Annotated in this window: 18 protein-coding genes; 7 read left to right on the top strand and 11 right to left on the bottom strand. The window is 63.0% G+C overall.

Annotated features, from left to right (window positions below):
- Positions 1-56: 56 nt before the first annotated feature.
- The 7 genes from ACLEJR_RS15950 to ACLEJR_RS15920 all read right to left on the bottom strand — a co-directional run bounded on the left by ACLEJR_RS15950 (position 57) and on the right by ACLEJR_RS15920 (position 5,959).
- Positions 57-977: a biotin-dependent carboxyltransferase family protein gene (locus tag ACLEJR_RS15950; RefSeq protein WP_440814976.1), complete on the bottom strand. Its 921-nt coding sequence runs from the start codon at positions 975-977 to the stop codon at positions 57-59.
- On the bottom strand, positions 974-1,678 hold the full coding sequence (pxpB, locus tag ACLEJR_RS15945; protein ID WP_440814974.1) for a 5-oxoprolinase subunit PxpB: 705 nt from the start codon (positions 1,676-1,678) through the stop codon (positions 974-976). Before pxpB ends, ACLEJR_RS15950 begins: the two co-directional genes overlap by 4 nt.
- Complete coding sequence (locus tag ACLEJR_RS15940) at positions 1,675-2,427, bottom strand: 5-oxoprolinase subunit PxpA (protein WP_440814972.1); 753 nt, start codon at positions 2,425-2,427, stop codon at positions 1,675-1,677. Before ACLEJR_RS15940 ends, pxpB begins: the two co-directional genes overlap by 4 nt.
- A gap of 60 nt (positions 2,428-2,487) precedes the next feature.
- Complete coding sequence (locus ACLEJR_RS15935; protein ID WP_440797577.1) at positions 2,488-3,774, bottom strand: MFS transporter; 1,287 nt, start codon at positions 3,772-3,774, stop codon at positions 2,488-2,490.
- 332 nt (positions 3,775-4,106) lie between these two features.
- The gene (locus ACLEJR_RS15930; RefSeq protein ID WP_003184238.1) at positions 4,107-4,649 is read right to left on the bottom strand and encodes a DUF2937 family protein; all 543 of its coding nucleotides are present in this window, start codon (positions 4,647-4,649) and stop codon (positions 4,107-4,109) included.
- 12 nt (positions 4,650-4,661) lie between these two features.
- Positions 4,662-5,438, bottom strand: coding sequence for a class II glutamine amidotransferase (locus tag ACLEJR_RS15925; RefSeq protein WP_440814971.1), 777 nt, complete (start codon positions 5,436-5,438; stop codon positions 4,662-4,664).
- 32 nt (positions 5,439-5,470) lie between these two features.
- A complete protein-coding gene (locus tag ACLEJR_RS15920; protein ID WP_440814969.1) occupies positions 5,471-5,959 on the bottom strand; it encodes an MFS transporter in 489 nt (162 codons plus the stop codon).
- Between the two features lie 164 nt (positions 5,960-6,123).
- Between ACLEJR_RS15920 and ACLEJR_RS15915 the strand changes: the two genes are divergently transcribed.
- The gene (locus ACLEJR_RS15915; protein WP_440814967.1) at positions 6,124-8,178 is read left to right on the top strand and encodes a S9 family peptidase; all 2,055 of its coding nucleotides are present in this window, start codon (positions 6,124-6,126) and stop codon (positions 8,176-8,178) included.
- Positions 8,179-8,321: 143 nt separating this feature from the next.
- Complete coding sequence (locus ACLEJR_RS15910) at positions 8,322-8,795, top strand: cyclic nucleotide-binding domain-containing protein (protein WP_440797569.1); 474 nt, start codon at positions 8,322-8,324, stop codon at positions 8,793-8,795.
- Positions 8,796-8,942: 147 nt separating this feature from the next.
- Here the strand turns inward: ACLEJR_RS15910 and ACLEJR_RS15905 are convergent, their stop codons facing one another.
- Positions 8,943-9,230, bottom strand: coding sequence for a hypothetical protein (locus ACLEJR_RS15905; protein WP_440814966.1), 288 nt, complete (start codon positions 9,228-9,230; stop codon positions 8,943-8,945).
- Between the two features lie 74 nt (positions 9,231-9,304).
- Between ACLEJR_RS15905 and ACLEJR_RS15900 the strand changes: the two genes are divergently transcribed.
- The 4 genes from ACLEJR_RS15900 to ACLEJR_RS15885 all read left to right on the top strand — a co-directional run bounded on the left by ACLEJR_RS15900 (position 9,305) and on the right by ACLEJR_RS15885 (position 11,600).
- Entirely contained in the window at positions 9,305-9,991 is a 687-nt protein-coding gene (locus ACLEJR_RS15900) for a hypothetical protein (protein ID WP_440814964.1), read from the top strand.
- A 48-nt stretch (positions 9,992-10,039) separates the two neighbouring features.
- Positions 10,040-10,414 (top strand): YajD family HNH nuclease, encoded by a 375-nt coding sequence (locus tag ACLEJR_RS15895; protein ID WP_003184246.1) that lies wholly within the window; start codon positions 10,040-10,042, stop codon positions 10,412-10,414.
- A gap of 260 nt (positions 10,415-10,674) precedes the next feature.
- Entirely contained in the window at positions 10,675-11,145 is a 471-nt protein-coding gene (locus tag ACLEJR_RS15890; RefSeq protein WP_440797563.1) for an RNA methyltransferase, read from the top strand.
- A gap of 77 nt (positions 11,146-11,222) precedes the next feature.
- The gene (locus ACLEJR_RS15885; RefSeq protein ID WP_440797561.1) at positions 11,223-11,600 is read left to right on the top strand and encodes a YgaP family membrane protein; all 378 of its coding nucleotides are present in this window, start codon (positions 11,223-11,225) and stop codon (positions 11,598-11,600) included.
- 388 nt (positions 11,601-11,988) lie between these two features.
- On the opposite strand, the gene ACLEJR_RS15880 is transcribed toward ACLEJR_RS15885, so the two are convergent.
- Positions 11,989-13,218 (bottom strand): hypothetical protein, encoded by a 1,230-nt coding sequence (locus ACLEJR_RS15880; protein WP_440797559.1) that lies wholly within the window; start codon positions 13,216-13,218, stop codon positions 11,989-11,991.
- 31 nt (positions 13,219-13,249) lie between these two features.
- The gene (locus tag ACLEJR_RS15875) at positions 13,250-13,699 is read right to left on the bottom strand and encodes a YcgN family cysteine cluster protein (protein ID WP_440797557.1); all 450 of its coding nucleotides are present in this window, start codon (positions 13,697-13,699) and stop codon (positions 13,250-13,252) included.
- 159 nt (positions 13,700-13,858) lie between these two features.
- Here ACLEJR_RS15875 and ACLEJR_RS15870 point away from each other — a divergent pair, with 159 nt between their 5' ends.
- Positions 13,859-14,452 (top strand): nitroreductase family protein, encoded by a 594-nt coding sequence (locus ACLEJR_RS15870; protein WP_440797555.1) that lies wholly within the window; start codon positions 13,859-13,861, stop codon positions 14,450-14,452.
- Between the two features lie 158 nt (positions 14,453-14,610).
- Here the strand turns inward: ACLEJR_RS15870 and ACLEJR_RS15865 are convergent, their stop codons facing one another.
- Positions 14,611-15,543 carry a D-2-hydroxyacid dehydrogenase gene (locus ACLEJR_RS15865; RefSeq protein WP_440797553.1) on the bottom strand — a complete coding sequence of 311 codons (933 nt, stop codon included), beginning with the start codon at positions 15,541-15,543 and terminating at the stop codon, positions 14,611-14,613.
- Between the last annotated feature and the right edge of the window lie 19 nt (positions 15,544-15,562).

The raw sequence follows: 15,562 nt of genomic DNA, 5'->3' as shown, positions 1-15,562 counted from the left end.
TTCTGCTCGACATAGATCCAGTGTGGGAGCGGGCTTGCTCGCGAAGCTTTTAGCTTTTAGCTTTTGGAAAACACTTGCATACATTCAACCTGCTGCCGATGCGCAACCTCCTGCACCACCGGCCGCAACCGCACCTGCGCCCCCGGCAGGCATTGCGCCAGGCGCGCCAATGCCAGCGGCGTCAGCGCGCCCAGGCGCGGATAGCCGCCGATGGTCTGCCGGTCATTGAGCAGCACGATCGGTTGGCCGTCCGGTGGCACCTGCACGGCGCCCAGGGGAATGCCTTCGGAAATCATCGCCGGGCCCTGGTATTCCAATGGCGTGCCCAGCAGGCGGATCCCCATGCGGTCGGCACGACTGTCCAATGTCCAGGCGCTGTTGAACGCGTCGAACAGGCTCCGTCCGCTGAAGGTGCCATTCTGCGCGCCCAGAATCAGATCCAACGGCGTCCCTTGCTGGAAATCCGGAATCCTTGCCTGCGGCATCGGCCGGGGCGTTGCCGTGCCGCGATAGCTCAAGTGCTCCCCGCGAACCAGCGCCCTGCCCTGGCCATCCAGGCCGCCGAGTTCTTCCCGCACCACAGTCGCCCGACTGCCGAGCACCGCAGGCGCGTCAAACCCGCCGGGGGCCGCCAGATAGGCCCGGGCCCCGAGCACCGGTTGGGTAAGCGACAACACCTGGCCTTTGCGCAGGCTGAAAAACCGCCACGATGCGACCGGCTGCCCGTCGATCCGCGCCCCCAGGTCCGCCCCGGCCAGCGCCAGTACGCAATCCTCTTCGGCCTCTACCGTGAAACCGCCGAGGGTGATTTCCACCACCGCCGTGTCCAGGGCATTGCCGAGCATCCAGTTGGCCCACGCCATCGACAGCCAATCCGCCGCGCCGCCCTGGGTCACGCCCAGATGCCGGACACCGAAACGGCCGGCGTCCTGCAACAGGCACAACGGGGTGCTGGCCTCGATCAACAAACGGCTCATGCCTGCGCCTCCATTGGCGTGTCGTCGCCGCCCAGGGCGATGAATTCGGCGCGGTCCACGGCGGCAAAGCGCACCGTGTCGCCCGGTTGCATCAGGCTGTAGCCGTCACGCTCGCGGTCAAACAAACGGGCCGGGGTGCGACCGATCAGGCTCCAGCCACCGGGCGATACCACCGGGTAGGCCGCGGTCTGGCGCTCGGCAATGCCGACACTGCCCGCCGCCACGCGCTTGCGCGGCGTGTCGAGGCGCGGGGCGGCCAGTGGCTCGTCCACCAGGCCCATGAAGGCAAAGCCCGGCGCAAAGCCCAGGGCAAATACCTGGTACTCGCGCTCGCTGTGGCAACGGATCACCTGCTCCACCGTCAGGCCGCTGCGCCGGGACAGCAACGCCAGTTCCGGGCCGACACTGGGGTCGTACCACACCGGCAGCACATGGCATTGGCCGGTAGTCCGGGCATCGGGCGACAGGTTATTCAACGCCTCGCCGATCAGCTCCCGAGCCTGCATGGGGCTCAGCGCCAGCAAATCGTAATGCACCATCAATGTGGTGTAGGACGGCACCAGGTCGATCAGCCGTTCGGCGAACACTGCCCGCAGGCGCTCGCTGGCAGCGAGCATCCACGGCATGTTGGCTTCGGCGATTTCATCGAACAGGCGCACCATCAGGCAGTCCACCGCCACCACTTCCACACGTAGGTTCATGGCGCGGCCTGCCGGTCCAGGGCTTCGCGGATGCGCTGCACGGCGGCCACCGAACTGGCGTTGTCACCGTGTACACACAGGGTACTGGCTTTCAAGTGCAAGGCGCTGCCGTCGCTGGCGGTCAACGCATCGCCGCGGGCGATGGTCAGGGCCTGGCCGACGATGATCTGCGGGTCGTGATGCACCGCGCCTGGCGTCTGGCGCGATACCAGGTGCCCGGCACTGTCGTAGGCGCGATCGGCGAAGGCTTCGAACCACAAGGTCAGGCCATATTCGTCGCCCAGGGCCTGGGCGGCGCTGTTGTCCCGGGTTGCCATCAGCATCAGTGGCATCTGCCGATCATAGGCGGCAACCGCCTGGATCACCGCACGCAGTTGCGCCGGGTTCGCCATCATGTCGTTATACATCGCACCGTGGGGCTTGACGTAGCTGACCCGCCCGCCCTGGGCCCGGCAAATGCCGTCGAGGGCGCCGATCTGGTAGTGCAGCAGGTCTTGCAGTTCCTGGGCGCCATAGGCCATGGATCGGCGACCGAAGCCCGCCAGGTCCTGATAGGCCGGGTGCGCGCCGATCCGCACGCCGTGGCTCAGGGCCAGGCTGACGGTCTTGCGCATGATGCTCGGATCGCCTGCGTGAAAGCCGCAGGCGATGTTGGCGCAATCGATGAAGGGCATTACCTCGGCGTCCAGACCCATGGTCCAGCTGCCGAAGCTCTCGCCGATGTCGCAGTTCAATAGCAGGCGGTTCACGGTGAACGCTCCTGTAGGTGTGCTTTTTACTACCTGGGGCCAGCGCCCCACGGTGATCGATTATTCGGCTTCGAGCTGCTTGCCCTGGGTTTCCGGCAGGCTCAGCGCCGCCAGGATCACCACCCCGTAGGACACCGCCGCGAACGCCCCGATGCCGACACTCAGGGGGACCTTCTGGCTCAGCAGACCGATCAACAGCGGGAACAGTGCCGCCAGCGCCCGGCCAATGTTGTAGCAGAAACCCTGGCCTGAACCACGGATGCGTGTCGGGAACAGTTCGGTGAGAAACGAGCCCATGCCACTGAACATGCCCGAGGCGAAGAAGCCGAGGGGGAAGCCCAGCCAGAGCATCACGTTGTTGCTCACCGGCACCTGGGTATACAGCAACACGATGGTGAACGAACCGACGGCGAACAGGACGAAGTTCTTCTTGCGACCGAGGATGTCCGACAGGTACGCGCTGATGACGTAGCCCACGTAGGAGCCGATGATCACCATCGCCAGGTAACCACCGGTGCTCAGGACGCTCAAGCCGCGCTCGTTCTTCAAGAAGGTCGGCAGCCAGGACGTGATGGCGTAATAGCCGCCCAGCGCACCAGTGGTCAACAGCGAGGCGCGGATCGTGGTGAAGAGAATGCCGGGAGCGAAGATCTCGTAGAACTTCGCCGGGTTGCTCGGGGTTTGCCGGGCCTTGGCCTGGTTATAGACCTCCGGGTCCTTGACCAGCCGGCGGACGAAAATCACGAACACTGCCGGGACGATGCCCAGGATGAACAGGGCGCGCCAGGCGTCTTCCGGCGGCAACACCGAGAACAGCAGCGCATACAGAATCGCCGTCATGCCCCAGCCCAACGCCCAACCCGATTGCACCATGCCCACCGCCTTGCCGCGGTCCTGGGCGCGGATCACTTCGCCCATCAACACGGCGCCGGCGGTCCACTCGCCGCCGAAGCCAAAGCCCATCAACGTGCGGGCGATCAACAATTGCTCATAGCTCTGGGCGAAACCGCAGAGGAAGGTAAAGAACGCGAACCACAGCACCGTCAGTTGCAAGGTGCGCACCCGACCGATACGGTCGGAGAGAATCCCCGCTACCCAACCGCCAATGGCCGACGCGATCAGGGTGCTGGTGTGGATCAACCCCGCCTGCCCGGTGGTGATGCCCCACATCGCGATCAGGGTGGGCACCACGAAACTGAGCATCTGCGTGTCCATGCCGTCCAGGGCGTAGCCGATCTTGCAGCTCCAGAAGGTACGACGCTCTTGCTGGTTGATGTTGCGATACCAGTCGAACGGACCGGAACGGGCCTGGTTCTTGGGGACGCCGAGCGTGTCGGGTGCACTCATGGTGGTTCTCCACGTTTTATTGTTCTAAGCCTCGACGCTGCAAACGTGGAGACCGGTTGCCTCGATTCTTGAGCGTGCACGCCGACGCGTCCAACTAATAAAACACGGGCCGGGTCATAAGAAAAAGTTGATTGGATAGACGCAGCCACGACGGCAAGGGGTGGCTGTACACAGTATCTGTGGCGAGGGAGCTTGCTCCCGCTGGGCTGCGAAGCGGCCCTGAACCCGGACACCTCGGTGTACCAGACAGATTGAGTTGATTGTTTGGGACTGCTTCGCAGCCCAGCGGGAGCAAGCTCCCTCGCCACAAAAAAGCTGTTTGATCTGCGGTGCTACAGTCCGCGCAGATCCCGCTCCTCAATCGGCCGGCTCTGGCGCAGGCGCTTGCCGCCCAGCACCACCCAGTCGATCAGACGGAACAGGCATTCCAGGCCGAACGACAGCAGCATCGCGCCGCTGATGCCCCAGATCATCGCTTCGGGGGTCAGCAGGATCTGATAGCTGTAGCCGTTCCAGGTTTCCTTGCGAATGTCCGGGTCGGCGGCCAGCGCCACTTGCAGCAAGCGGATGTACCACGGGCCTTGCATCGCCTGGAACTGCTTGTCCAGGGCCTGCTGGCGCACCAACAGGGTGTTCAGGCTGTCGGCGTCGCTGCGAAAGATCGGGTCTTCGCTGGCGCGGTAATGGGCCACCAGGGCCTGCATGTCGCCTTTGAAGAATTGGTTGGCGGTGCCCTGGAACCCTTGCAGGCCGGTCTGCGCCTCGATCAGGTGGGCTTCGACCCGCTTGGCGTAGTCGTTGATGAAACCCGGCACCTGGACCCCCACCAACAGGCCCACCGCAAACAACACCAACCGCAGATAGCTGAGCAACATAACGTGACGTCCTTATTCGGTCCGGCCCTGGCTGACGCATTCGCCGCGTCGCCACAGGCTCCATTGGCCCGGTTCATAGCGGGTCCAGGTTTCGTTTTCGGTCAAGGGTTCGGTGGCGATCACGGTGACCACATCATTGGGCGTGGTTTCCGCCTGGAAATCGACAATCACATCCACATCCTTGAGCCGCGCCGGGCCGAACGGCGCACGGCGGGTGATCTGGGCAAGTTTGGTCGAGCAATAGCAGAACAGCCAGTCACCGTCGCTCAGCAGACAATTGAACACGCCTTTGCCGCGGTATTCGGTGCAGGCCTGGAGCAACGTCGGCAACAGTTGCTCGACGTCCACCGGTTCCGGGAAGGCCTGGCGCACGCGGTTGAGCAAATCACAGAACGCCGCCTCGCTGTCGGTATCGCCCACCGGCCGGTAAAAACTTACGCCTGGCTGAAAATCGGCGAGCTGGCCGTTGTGGGCGAAACACCAGTTGCGGCCCCACAACTCGCGTACGAACGGGTGGGTATTGGACAAACAGACCTTGCCGACGTTGGCCTGGCGAATGTGGCCGATCACCACTTCGCTCTTGATCGGATAGCGCTGCACCAGGTTCGCCACCTCCGATTCGCTGCTCGCAGCCGGGTCCTGGAACAGGCGCAGGCCACGGCCCTCGTAGAAGGCAATGCCCCAACCGTCCCGATGCGGCCCGGTCTTGCCACCGCGCTGCATCAGCCCGGTGAAGCTGAACACGATGTCGGTCGGCACATTGGCGCTCATGCCCAATAATTCACACATGCTCGGACTCTCGCTTCAAAGGGCAGGCCAGGCTACAGACGCGGTTCGATACGCGAACGCTGGGGATTGCTCGGCACGGGTGGGCGACCGTAGCGATCATCACCGGCCACGCCGAATGGCGGCGCCTCATCATGCTCATCAGCTGCGGCGGCGGCTTTGGCGGCAGCGGCGCGCTCCTTGCGCGCGTTTGAAGCACGCTCGATGGGGAGGCGGATCAGCACGAAAACCAGGTAGACGCCGAAGGCGATCATGCCGTACATCAGCAGGTCGGACGCCGCCCGCCAGACGTTATTGCCAACCTTGAACAACACATCCAGGGCGACAATGGCCACGGCGGGCGCGAACTTATCCTTCACCGGGTCGATAATCGTCGGGCAAAACAGCAACACCGCCATCAGCAACCGCAACGGCTCGCGCAACCAGCGCCACATCCAGCGGGTCATGCGCATCCATACCAGCAGGCAGCCCAAAGCGGCGAAGGCGTAGAGGCCCCAGGCGATCAGATAGTCGTTCTCGGTCATGGTGTCCGTGGCAAGGCAAGCAAAGAGGCGCTTATAGTAACGGCTTTTCGCTCCTCGGGCTGCCCCGTGAGTGGACGAGTCCAATTTCAGGCACCAGGGTTGTTATCTGCGAACTATCCGCACAAGCCACTGGTCCCTTTTCGTACAACGTTCGAGAGCCTTTCATGCCCTTATCTGCCCAAGATTCCAACGCCCCGATTGCCCGCAGGGACCCTGGCGTCGACCCGTACGCCTGGCTGCAAGAGCGCGACACCGACGCCGTGCTCGATTACCTCAAGGCGGAAAACAACTATCAACAGGCGCAACTCGCCGACCAGGCCGCGCTGCGCGAAACCCTGTTCGAGGAAATCAAGGGTCGGATCCTCGAGACCGACCTGTCGCTGCCCTCACCCTGGGGCCCGTACCTGTATTACACGCGCACCACGGCCGGTGACGAATACCCGCGCCATTATCGTTGCCCGCGCCCGGCCGATGACAGCCTGACGGTCGATGAGAGCCACGAACAGCTGCTACTGGACCCGAACGCACTGGCGGGCGGCGGCTTCTTCTCCCTCGGGGCGTTCAGCATCAGCCCCGATCATCAGCGCCTGGCCTACAGCCTGGATACCACAGGCGATGAGATCTACACGCTGTTCGTGAAGGAATTGTCCAATGAGAAGGTCAGCGAACTGTCCTTCGAGAATTGCAATGGCAGCATGACCTGGGCCAACGACAGCCTGACGCTGTTCTTCGGCGAGCTGGACGAGACCCATCGCCCGCATAAACTCTGGCGCTACCGCCTCGATGGCACGGCCGCGGAAGAAGTATTCCATGAGCCGGACGGGCGATTCTTCCTGCATTGCTACCGCTCCAGTTCCGAGCGGCAATTGATCCTGTCCCTGGGCAGCAAGACCACCAGCGAGGTCTGGGTGCTGGATGCCGCGCAGCCCCAGCAGGCATTCATCTGCCTGGCACCACGGGTCGAGCACCACGAATACGACGTCGACCACGGCCTGCTCGACGGCCAGTGGACCTGGTTCATCCGCAGCAACCGCGACGGCATCAACTTTGCGCTGTACCAGGCGGCCGATACCGGCGTGGCGCCGACCGAAGCCGACTGGCAGAACCTGATCCCTCACAGCGACACCGTGATGATCGACGGTCTGAGCCTGAACGCTGGCGCCATGACCTTGAGCCTGCGCGAAGGCGGCCTGCCGATCATCGAAGTGCACCCACAGGATTTGCCGAAATATCGGGTGCAGCTTCCGGACGCAGCCTACAGCCTGCACGTACAGAACAGTCTGGAGTTCTCCAGCGAACGTATTCGCCTGCGCTATGAAGCCTTGAACCGCCCGGCGCAGATCCGCCAGCTGGACCTGGCCAGTGGCGAACAGGTTGTACTCAAGCAAACCCCGGTGCTGGGGCCGTTCGACGCCGATGCCTACGTCAGCCAGCGGCTGTGGGCAACGGCTGCGGACGGCACGCAAGTGCCCATCAGCCTGGTGGTCAAGCGTGAAGCCCTCGGTCAGCCGGTGCCGCTGTACCTGTACGGCTATGGTGCTTATGGCGAGAGCCTTGACCCGTGGTTCTCCCATGCGCGGCTGAGCCTGCTCGATCGCGGCGTGGCGTTTGCCATCGCCCACGTGCGCGGTGGCGGTGAACTGGGTGAAGCCTGGTACCGCGCCGGCAAGCAGGAGCACAAGCCCAACACCTTCAGCGACTTCATCGCCTGCGCAGAACATCTGATCACCAACGGTTTCACCAGCGCCGATCGACTGGCAATCAGCGGCGGCAGCGCCGGTGGCCTGTTGATCGGTGCAGTGCTCAATCAACGCCCGGAACTGTTCAAGGTGGCGATAGCCGAGGTGCCGTTCGTCGATGTGCTCAACACCATGCTCGACCCGGACCTGCCCCTGACCGTCACCGAATACGACGAATGGGGCAACCCGCAGGAGCCAGACGTTTATGATCGGATCCGGGCCTACGCTCCGTACGAAAACGTCAAGGCCCAGGCGTATCCGGCGCTGCTGGTCATCGCTGGCTACAACGACAGCCGCGTACAGTACTGGGAAGCGGCCAAGTGGGTGGCGAAACTGCGAGCCACCAAGACCGATGACAACCCCCTGTTGCTCAAGACCGAACTGGGGGCTGGCCACGGCGGCATGAGCGGGCGTTACCAGGGATTGCGTGACGTAGCGCTCGAATATGCATTTGTCTTGAAGGTTTTGGGATTGGATTGAGGAACTCCGTGGGATGGCCGGGTCTTAGCTCCATGCGCTGGGCATCCCAGATCAGATAATTGTGGGAGCGAGCTTGCTCGCTCCCACAAGGGTTCTTCTTCAATCCAAACCCGTAGCAGACACAAGAAAAAGACCGTGACGACATGTCAGAACCGACCTTACTGAATAAAGAAATCCGCGACTGGCTGATGGACTGCGGTCTGTTCGACCAATTGCTGCCCGTCGACTTCGCCGCTGCGTCGGGCTATTTCAGCATCAGCGCCATTGCCGAGGGTGAAGCGATCTTTCGCGAGGGCGATGCCGGCAGCTTCATGTGCATCATTCACACAGGGCAAGTGGCCGTACAGAAAACCGGCCCCGACGGCCAGCCCGTGACCATCGCCACGCTGCGCAGCGGCCGGGCGTTCGGCGAAATGGCGGTACTCGATGGCGAGCGGCGCTCGGCCAGTTGCATTGCCGCGAGCAATTGCCAATTGCTGAACCTGGGCAAGGACTCGTTGGAGAAAATGCTCAACGACGCGCCCAAGGTCGCCGCCAAGATCATCCGCGCCCTCGCCGTTTCCCTGTCCAAACGCCTGCGCATGGCCGATGGGCAGCTACTGTCGCAGCAGGTTTGACCGCAGCACCGCAGCCCCTGGGAACACTACAACCCTTGTGGGAGCGAGCCTGCTCGCGATGGCGGTCGATCAGCCAGTATCCATGTTGACTGACACACCGCTATCGCGAGCAGGCTCGCTCCCACAAGGGTTTGCATCCACCTTGACTCATCCACCCGGCGACTTGACTTTCGGCACTTGCGGCTCCATCCCCGGTATCGGCTGATCCCTCGGCGGCCTGGGCATTTCAATCGGTGGCAACAATGGCGGCCCGGCGCTACCGGGGCCGGCCTTCGGCACGCCGTTGGGAATGACCGGCGGGTATGGCATGGGGGTAGCGGTGCCGGGCGAACCGGGGACGCTCGGTGGATTGACCGGAATCGTCGGCTCCTGGGCCTGTGCGTCACTTAACGAGAGCGTCGTCAGGACAATGGCCGTTAGAATGGTGCACTTCATCAATGGCTCCGTGGCTCTGTCTACCTTCAGGCTAGTCCTAACCGCACGGGTTCGCCCTTCTTCATGAGACTTCCATGAAACGTTTTGTCCTGCTCGACACCACACCCATCCCTGACAATGGCGGCGCCCTGTGCCTGTTCGAGTACGGCGAAGATTTCGTCATCAAGATCCAGGGCGGTGACGGCGGGCAATTGATGAACACCCGCATGCACGGCTCCGAAGACGCCCTGGCGGAGATTCCCTGCCGCAAGGTTGCCGGACGGCCCGGTTCACGAGTGCTGATCGGCGGCCTCGGCATTGGCTTTACGCTGGCCTCCGCCCTCAAGCATCTGGGCAAGAACGCCGAAGTGGTGGTGGCCGAGCTGGTCCCCGGCGTGGTGGAGTGGAATCGCGGCCCCTTGGGCGAAAAGGCCGGACGGCCGCTGTCGGACCCACGCACCGTGATTCGTATGGAAGACGTGGCCAAGGTCCTGCAAACCGAGCCCCAAGGGTTCGACGCGATCATGCTCGATGTCGACAACGGCCCCGAAGGCTTGACCCAGAAAGCCAATAGTTGGCTGTATTCGGCCGCAGGCCTGGCCGCCTGCGCCAAGGCCTTGCGGCCCAAGGGTGTGCTGGCGGTGTGGTCGGCCAGTGCCGACCGGCATTTTTCCGACAAACTGAAAAAAGCCGGCTTCAAGGCCGAGGAGGTGCAAGTGTTCGCCCACGGCAACAAAGGCACCCGCCACACCATCTGGATTGCCGAGAAGCTCAAGGGCTGAGCTAAACTCTGCGCAACCGTCATCAGTCTTTTCTACAAAGGTGAACCCATGAGTTCGTCAACGCCACCGTCCAACACCGCCAAGCTGGACCGTATCCTCGCCGATGCCCAGCGCGACCGGGAAATGGGCTACCGCGACAAAGCCCTGAAAATGTACCCGCATGTCTGCGGCCGCTGCGCCCGCGAATTTTCCGGCAAGCGCTTGAGCGAACTGACCGTCCACCACCGCGACCATAACCACGACAACAACCCACAGGACGGTTCCAACTGGGAACTGTTGTGCCTGTACTGCCACGACAACGAGCACTCGCGCTACACCGACCAGCAATACTTCGGCGATGGCTCCCTGAGCACCCCGAAAATCGCCAAGGCGACCCACAACCCGTTTGCGGCGTTGGCTGGGTTGATGAAGAAAGACGAGTAGCCGCCTGACGAATAGCAGTCTTTTGTGGCGAGGGAGCTTGCTCCCGCTGGGTGGCGAAGCGACCCCCGCTTTAGAAAGGGACTGCTGCGCAGTCCAGCGGGAGCAAGCTCCCTCGCCACAGGTTTTTTGGAGCAACACACATCCCCTGTGAGAGCGGGCTTGCTCGCGAATGCGATCGAGCAGCCACCATCAATCTACAAACTGACCACCCTGCCCCATTCCCCGTATAATCGCGCCTTTTCCCCAAAGGCACCCCGCCCGTGGCCAACAAACGCTACAGCTGCATCGGTCTGTTCAACCCCAAGTCACCGGAAAACGTCGGCTCGGTCATGCGTGCCGCCGGTTGCTACGGCGTGGCGTCGGTGTTCTACACCGGCAAGCGCTATGAGCGCGCCGCCGACTTCGTCACCGATACCAAGAAAGTCCATTACGACATCCCGCTGATCGGCATCGACGACCTGAAGAAGATCCTGCCCCTGGGCTGCGTGCCGGTGGCGGTGGAGTTGGTGGAGGGTGCCCGTCCGTTGCCCGAATACACCCACCCCGACCGGGCGCTGTACATCTTCGGCCCCGAAGACGGCTCGCTGGACAAGGAAATCCGCGACTGGTGCGAAGACGTGGTGTACATCCCCACCCACGGTTGCATGAACCTGGCCGCTACGGTCAACGTCGTGCTCTATGACCGCATGGCCAAGGGCAACAACACCCGTTCGGGGCCGCAATTCCGCTGATCGGTGTGAAATCCGATTGAACAAGGCAATCGCTCGGACAGTCAGCTTTATACCAATCCCCACACTGGAGACAGATCATGAGCGATAACAATCCGTTCGAGCCGATTGAGCGCACCCCTTTCCAATCTCATCCGCCAAAGAATGTGCATGGCTGGGAACGCTTCGGCTCGCTGGCAGGTGGTGTGCTGATGATGGGCAAAGGCTTGCGCCGTGGCGGTGTGATCGGTCTGGCGCAACTGGCCATCGGCGGCATGGCACTGGCGCGGGGCATCACCGGGCATTGCTCGGCCAAGAGTCTGCTGGAAAAAAACCGTCAGAGCCTCCACAACGCCCGCGCCCGGATCGAACAGGCTGGCGATGAACTGAGCCGCATGAAGGCCAACGCCGAGGCCGCCACGGGGACAGCGACGGTGACAGGCAACGATTCGCTGGTTTCGCCGAAAGTCGGGCTCTGATCTCTTGCGCCGGGGCTGATGGCCTCATCGCGAGCAGGCTCGCTCCCACAGTTTTTTGGGTGAATCCGGAATCTGGGCGCTCCACAGAACCCTTGTAGGAGCGGGCTTGCTCGCGAAAGCGTAGTGTCAGCCGACGAAAAGGTTGACTGTCCCACCGCCTTCGCGGGCAAGCCCGCTCCCACAGGTTTTCTTGGTGAATCCGGAATCTGGGCGCTCCACTGAACCTCTGTGGGAGCGGGCTTGCTCGCGAAAGCGTAGTGTCAGCCGACGAAAAGGCTGACTGTCCCACCGCCTTCGCGGGCAAGCCCGCTCCCACATTGATCGCGTCCGACACCGATTCTGGGTTACCAGATCCACTGTGGGAGCGAGCCTGCTCGCGATGGCGGTATTACTGGAGTAACCGGGTATCCAGCACCGTGGAACTGCCATCCAGCACATTTTCACTGAGTTGCACGAATTCCTTGGTATCCACCGTCTCCAGCCGCATCGCCCCTTGCAATACATCATCCAGCGAACGCTTGTTGCGGGTTTTCAGGCGGATCTCGCGGTCCAGTTCCTGGAGCAGCAACACCGCCTTGGCCACCATCGCGGGGCTCAGTTGCTCGCCGCGCAAGGTGGTGACGTCTTTACTGTCCCGGGCCAGCCGCTCGTTCAAGGCCTGGTAGCGCTCATCGCTCATGCCCCCGGCGCGGCGCAGCAGTTCGATGGCGTAGTACTCGGTCAGGCCTTCGCTGATCCAGTCGCTGCGATCATGATCATTGACTCGCGCCAGCACCTGCACCAACTCGCGCAACAACGGGCTGCTGCCCCGCTCGCTGACCAGCGGTGGGCGGCTGTGCAGGTAGATCGAGTCATGCCCGGACTGGGCGCCACGCCACAGCGGGTCGCCCGCACCGACAATCAGCAATTTGGAGGGATGACGTGGCAGCACCGCTTGCACCTGCGGCCAGACAAACGTCAGCAGCGTCAGTACATCCATCCGGCGCATGCCCTGGCCTTGGGGCGAGGCCACGGTGACTTCGGTCTCGCCCAGGCGTGTGCGACGGCTGCCGAGCTTACCGGCGAGCATCCAGCCGGTCGGGCGGTCGAACAGGCGCGAGGGGTTGTCGATGCGAAAACGCTGCTTACCGATGCGCGGCCAGGGGGTCTCGATGCTCTTCCAACCGCTGGGCAATTCAACTTCCAGGCGGGCCACCAGTTCGACGCCGTCCTGCTGGTCGAGTCTGGCCGACGGCACCAGGTCGTCACCACGCAACAGGGCCCAGGTCGGGGTCATGCGGGTTTCGAAGGTACCGCTTTTGCGTTCATGACTGATGCGCACCCGGTAGCTCAGGCTGGCCGTGTCGGCTGTCGGACGCCAGACCCCTCGCGCCTGCTGGCCGGGGGTGAGCTGCCATTGGCCGTCGGCCTTGAAGTCGCTGTAGCGGCTGCCATCGCCGAGGTCGAAATCCAGGCTGCGCACGGCCGAACCACGGGCCAGGGTCAGCCGCACTTCGGCCTGGTCGCTCTGCGGCAACAGCTGCACGTGATAATCCAGATTAACCTTCTGCGCCGCCCATAACGGCCCGCACACCGCCAGCAGCCCGACCGCCAGCATCCGTTTCAGTCCTGCAGCCATGGGTTCTCCCGGTCGTGCGGCGCCGGGACGCTCAGCCGGCGCGAAAAATCAGATGATCTTCCCAATCCTCTTCAGGCACGCTGCCTTCGGCCAGCATACGCCCGGACTGGGAAATGCGTTCATGGTGCACGGCATCGCGATCACCGCAGACCAGGTGGTGCCACAACGGCAAATCCTTGCCCTCGCTGACCAACCGATAACCACAAGTTGGCGGCAGCCACTTGAATTCATCGGCCTTGCCCGGCGTGAGTTGAATGCAATCGGGCACAAATTCCCGGCGATTGGGGTAGTTGGTGCACTGGCACGTCTTCAGATCCAGCAGTTTGCAGGCGATGCGCGTGTAATAGACGCTGTTGTCATCTTCGTCTTCGAGCTTTTGCAGGCAGCACAGGCCACAGCCGTCACACAGCGATTCCCACTCCTGCGCATCGAGCTGATCGAGGGTTTTGCGTATCCAGAACGGTTCGACTTTGGCGGCCATGGCTCAAGCATCAACATCAGGTGGTGAAAAGGCCGACAGTCTAGTGCCGGGGCCTCTTGAGGCCAAGCACTGGCGACTGTCGGTAGTGCGGGGCTTGCCAGGCTGCGCGCCGGGACGTAGGTTGCTCAATTCATCTTCCCCCATCCGGTCAGGTAAGCCATGAGCGCCAATTCCCGCATCGCCGACTACGCCATCCACCCCCAGTTCATCGAACGCTGGTCGCCTCGCGCCTTTACGGGCGAGGCCATTGCCGAAGAAACCCTGCTGGGCTTTTTCGAAGCGGCGCGCTGGGCGCCATCGGCGTACAACTCCCAGCCGTGGCGGTTTCTCTATGCGCGCCGCGACACGCCGAACTGGGAGCGCTTCCTGGGCCTGCTCAACGAGTTCAACCGCGGTTGGGCACAACACGCCTCGGCACTGGTGATCATCGCGTCGAAAACCACCTTCGCCGTGCCCGGCGCGACCGAGGAAACCCCGGCGCTGTGGCACACCTTCGACACGGGTGCGGCCTGGGGCCACCTGGCGCTGCAAGCCAGCCTCAGCGGCTGGCACACCCACGGCATGGCCGGTTTCGACCAAGAGCTGACCCGCAAGGAACTGAAGATCCCGGACGGCTATGCCCTGCATGCTGCCGTGGCGATTGGCAAGCTGGGGGACAAATCCACCCTGGCCGAGTACCTCCAGGCCCGCGAAACCCCGAGCCCGCGCCGGCCGTTGAGCGAGCTGGTGACGGAAGGTGATTTCACTCTGTAATCCTGTCATTTTGTGGGAGCGAGCCTGCTCTCGATAGGGGCACGCCAGCCAACACTGGGGTGACTGACACACCGCTATCGCGAGCAGGCTCGCTCCCACAATGGGATTGGTGGCGAGCGCAGACGCCTTAACCAATCCCTCAGTTCTGGCGGTGCCTGTCAGTACCCCCGGCTGAAATCCACTTCCCCGCGCAATGCCCCGCCGGACTGATAAGCCCGCAGGTTATCCAGAAACAACTGCGCCATCATCGGTGGCGAGGTCGGTGCCGAGCTGTGGCCGGTCAACAGCAGGCCCCAGGCGGTCCAGAACGGATGGCGCTGGGGCAGTGGTTCCTGGCGGCAGACATCGATCACCGCACCGGCCAGATGACCGTCCTTCAGGGCTTGCACCAGGTCCGCATCCACCACGGCGACGCCGCGTCCGGCATTGATAAACAGCCCGCTCGGCTTGAACTGCTTGAACAGCGCCGCGTCGTACACATCATGGGTCTCGGGGGTGTTGGGCAGCAGGTTGATGACGTAATCCGCCTCGCCTACCAGACGCGGAAGATCCGCCAGCCCACCCACCTCGATGAAAGGTTCGAGTTCACGAGGCTGCCGGGCGATGCCATACAACTGCACCCCGAACGGCACCAGGAACTGCGCCACGCGCTGGCCGATATCGCCGGTGCCGACAATCAACACCTTGCGCCCCGCCAGGCCCTGGCCCTGGCGATTGTCCCACTTGCGTTCCACCTGGCTGACCAACCGCGCCAGCACCTCACGCTCGTGGCCGAGCATGTAGGTGAGCACATACTCGGCCATCACCTGGCCAAAAATGCCGACTGCCCGGGTCAAGCGGTAATCGCGGGTCAGGCCCTCGGCCAGCAACGGTGTGATGCCGGCCCAGGTCGATTGCAACCAATGGGGCCGGTGCCCCTGGCGCAACAAAGTCGCCAGCAGGTCCGGCTGGCCGAGCCAGACCGGGCAATCGCTGGCCAACCGCGACAGTTCGGCGGAGTCGCCGCTGGTCAGTACTTCGAGATCGGGTGCCGCCTGACGCAAGAGCTGGGCGTACACCGCGTGGTCGTGTTCGGCAATCAGAACGCGCATGAATCAAACCTTTCAAAGC

This window comes from Pseudomonas sp. SMN5, assembly GCF_052041925.1.
Classification (GTDB): Bacteria; Pseudomonadota; Gammaproteobacteria; order Pseudomonadales; family Pseudomonadaceae; genus Aquipseudomonas.
The sequence above is the reverse complement of the archived record's forward strand: the minus strand, read 5'-3'. Positions and strand labels throughout refer to the sequence as shown.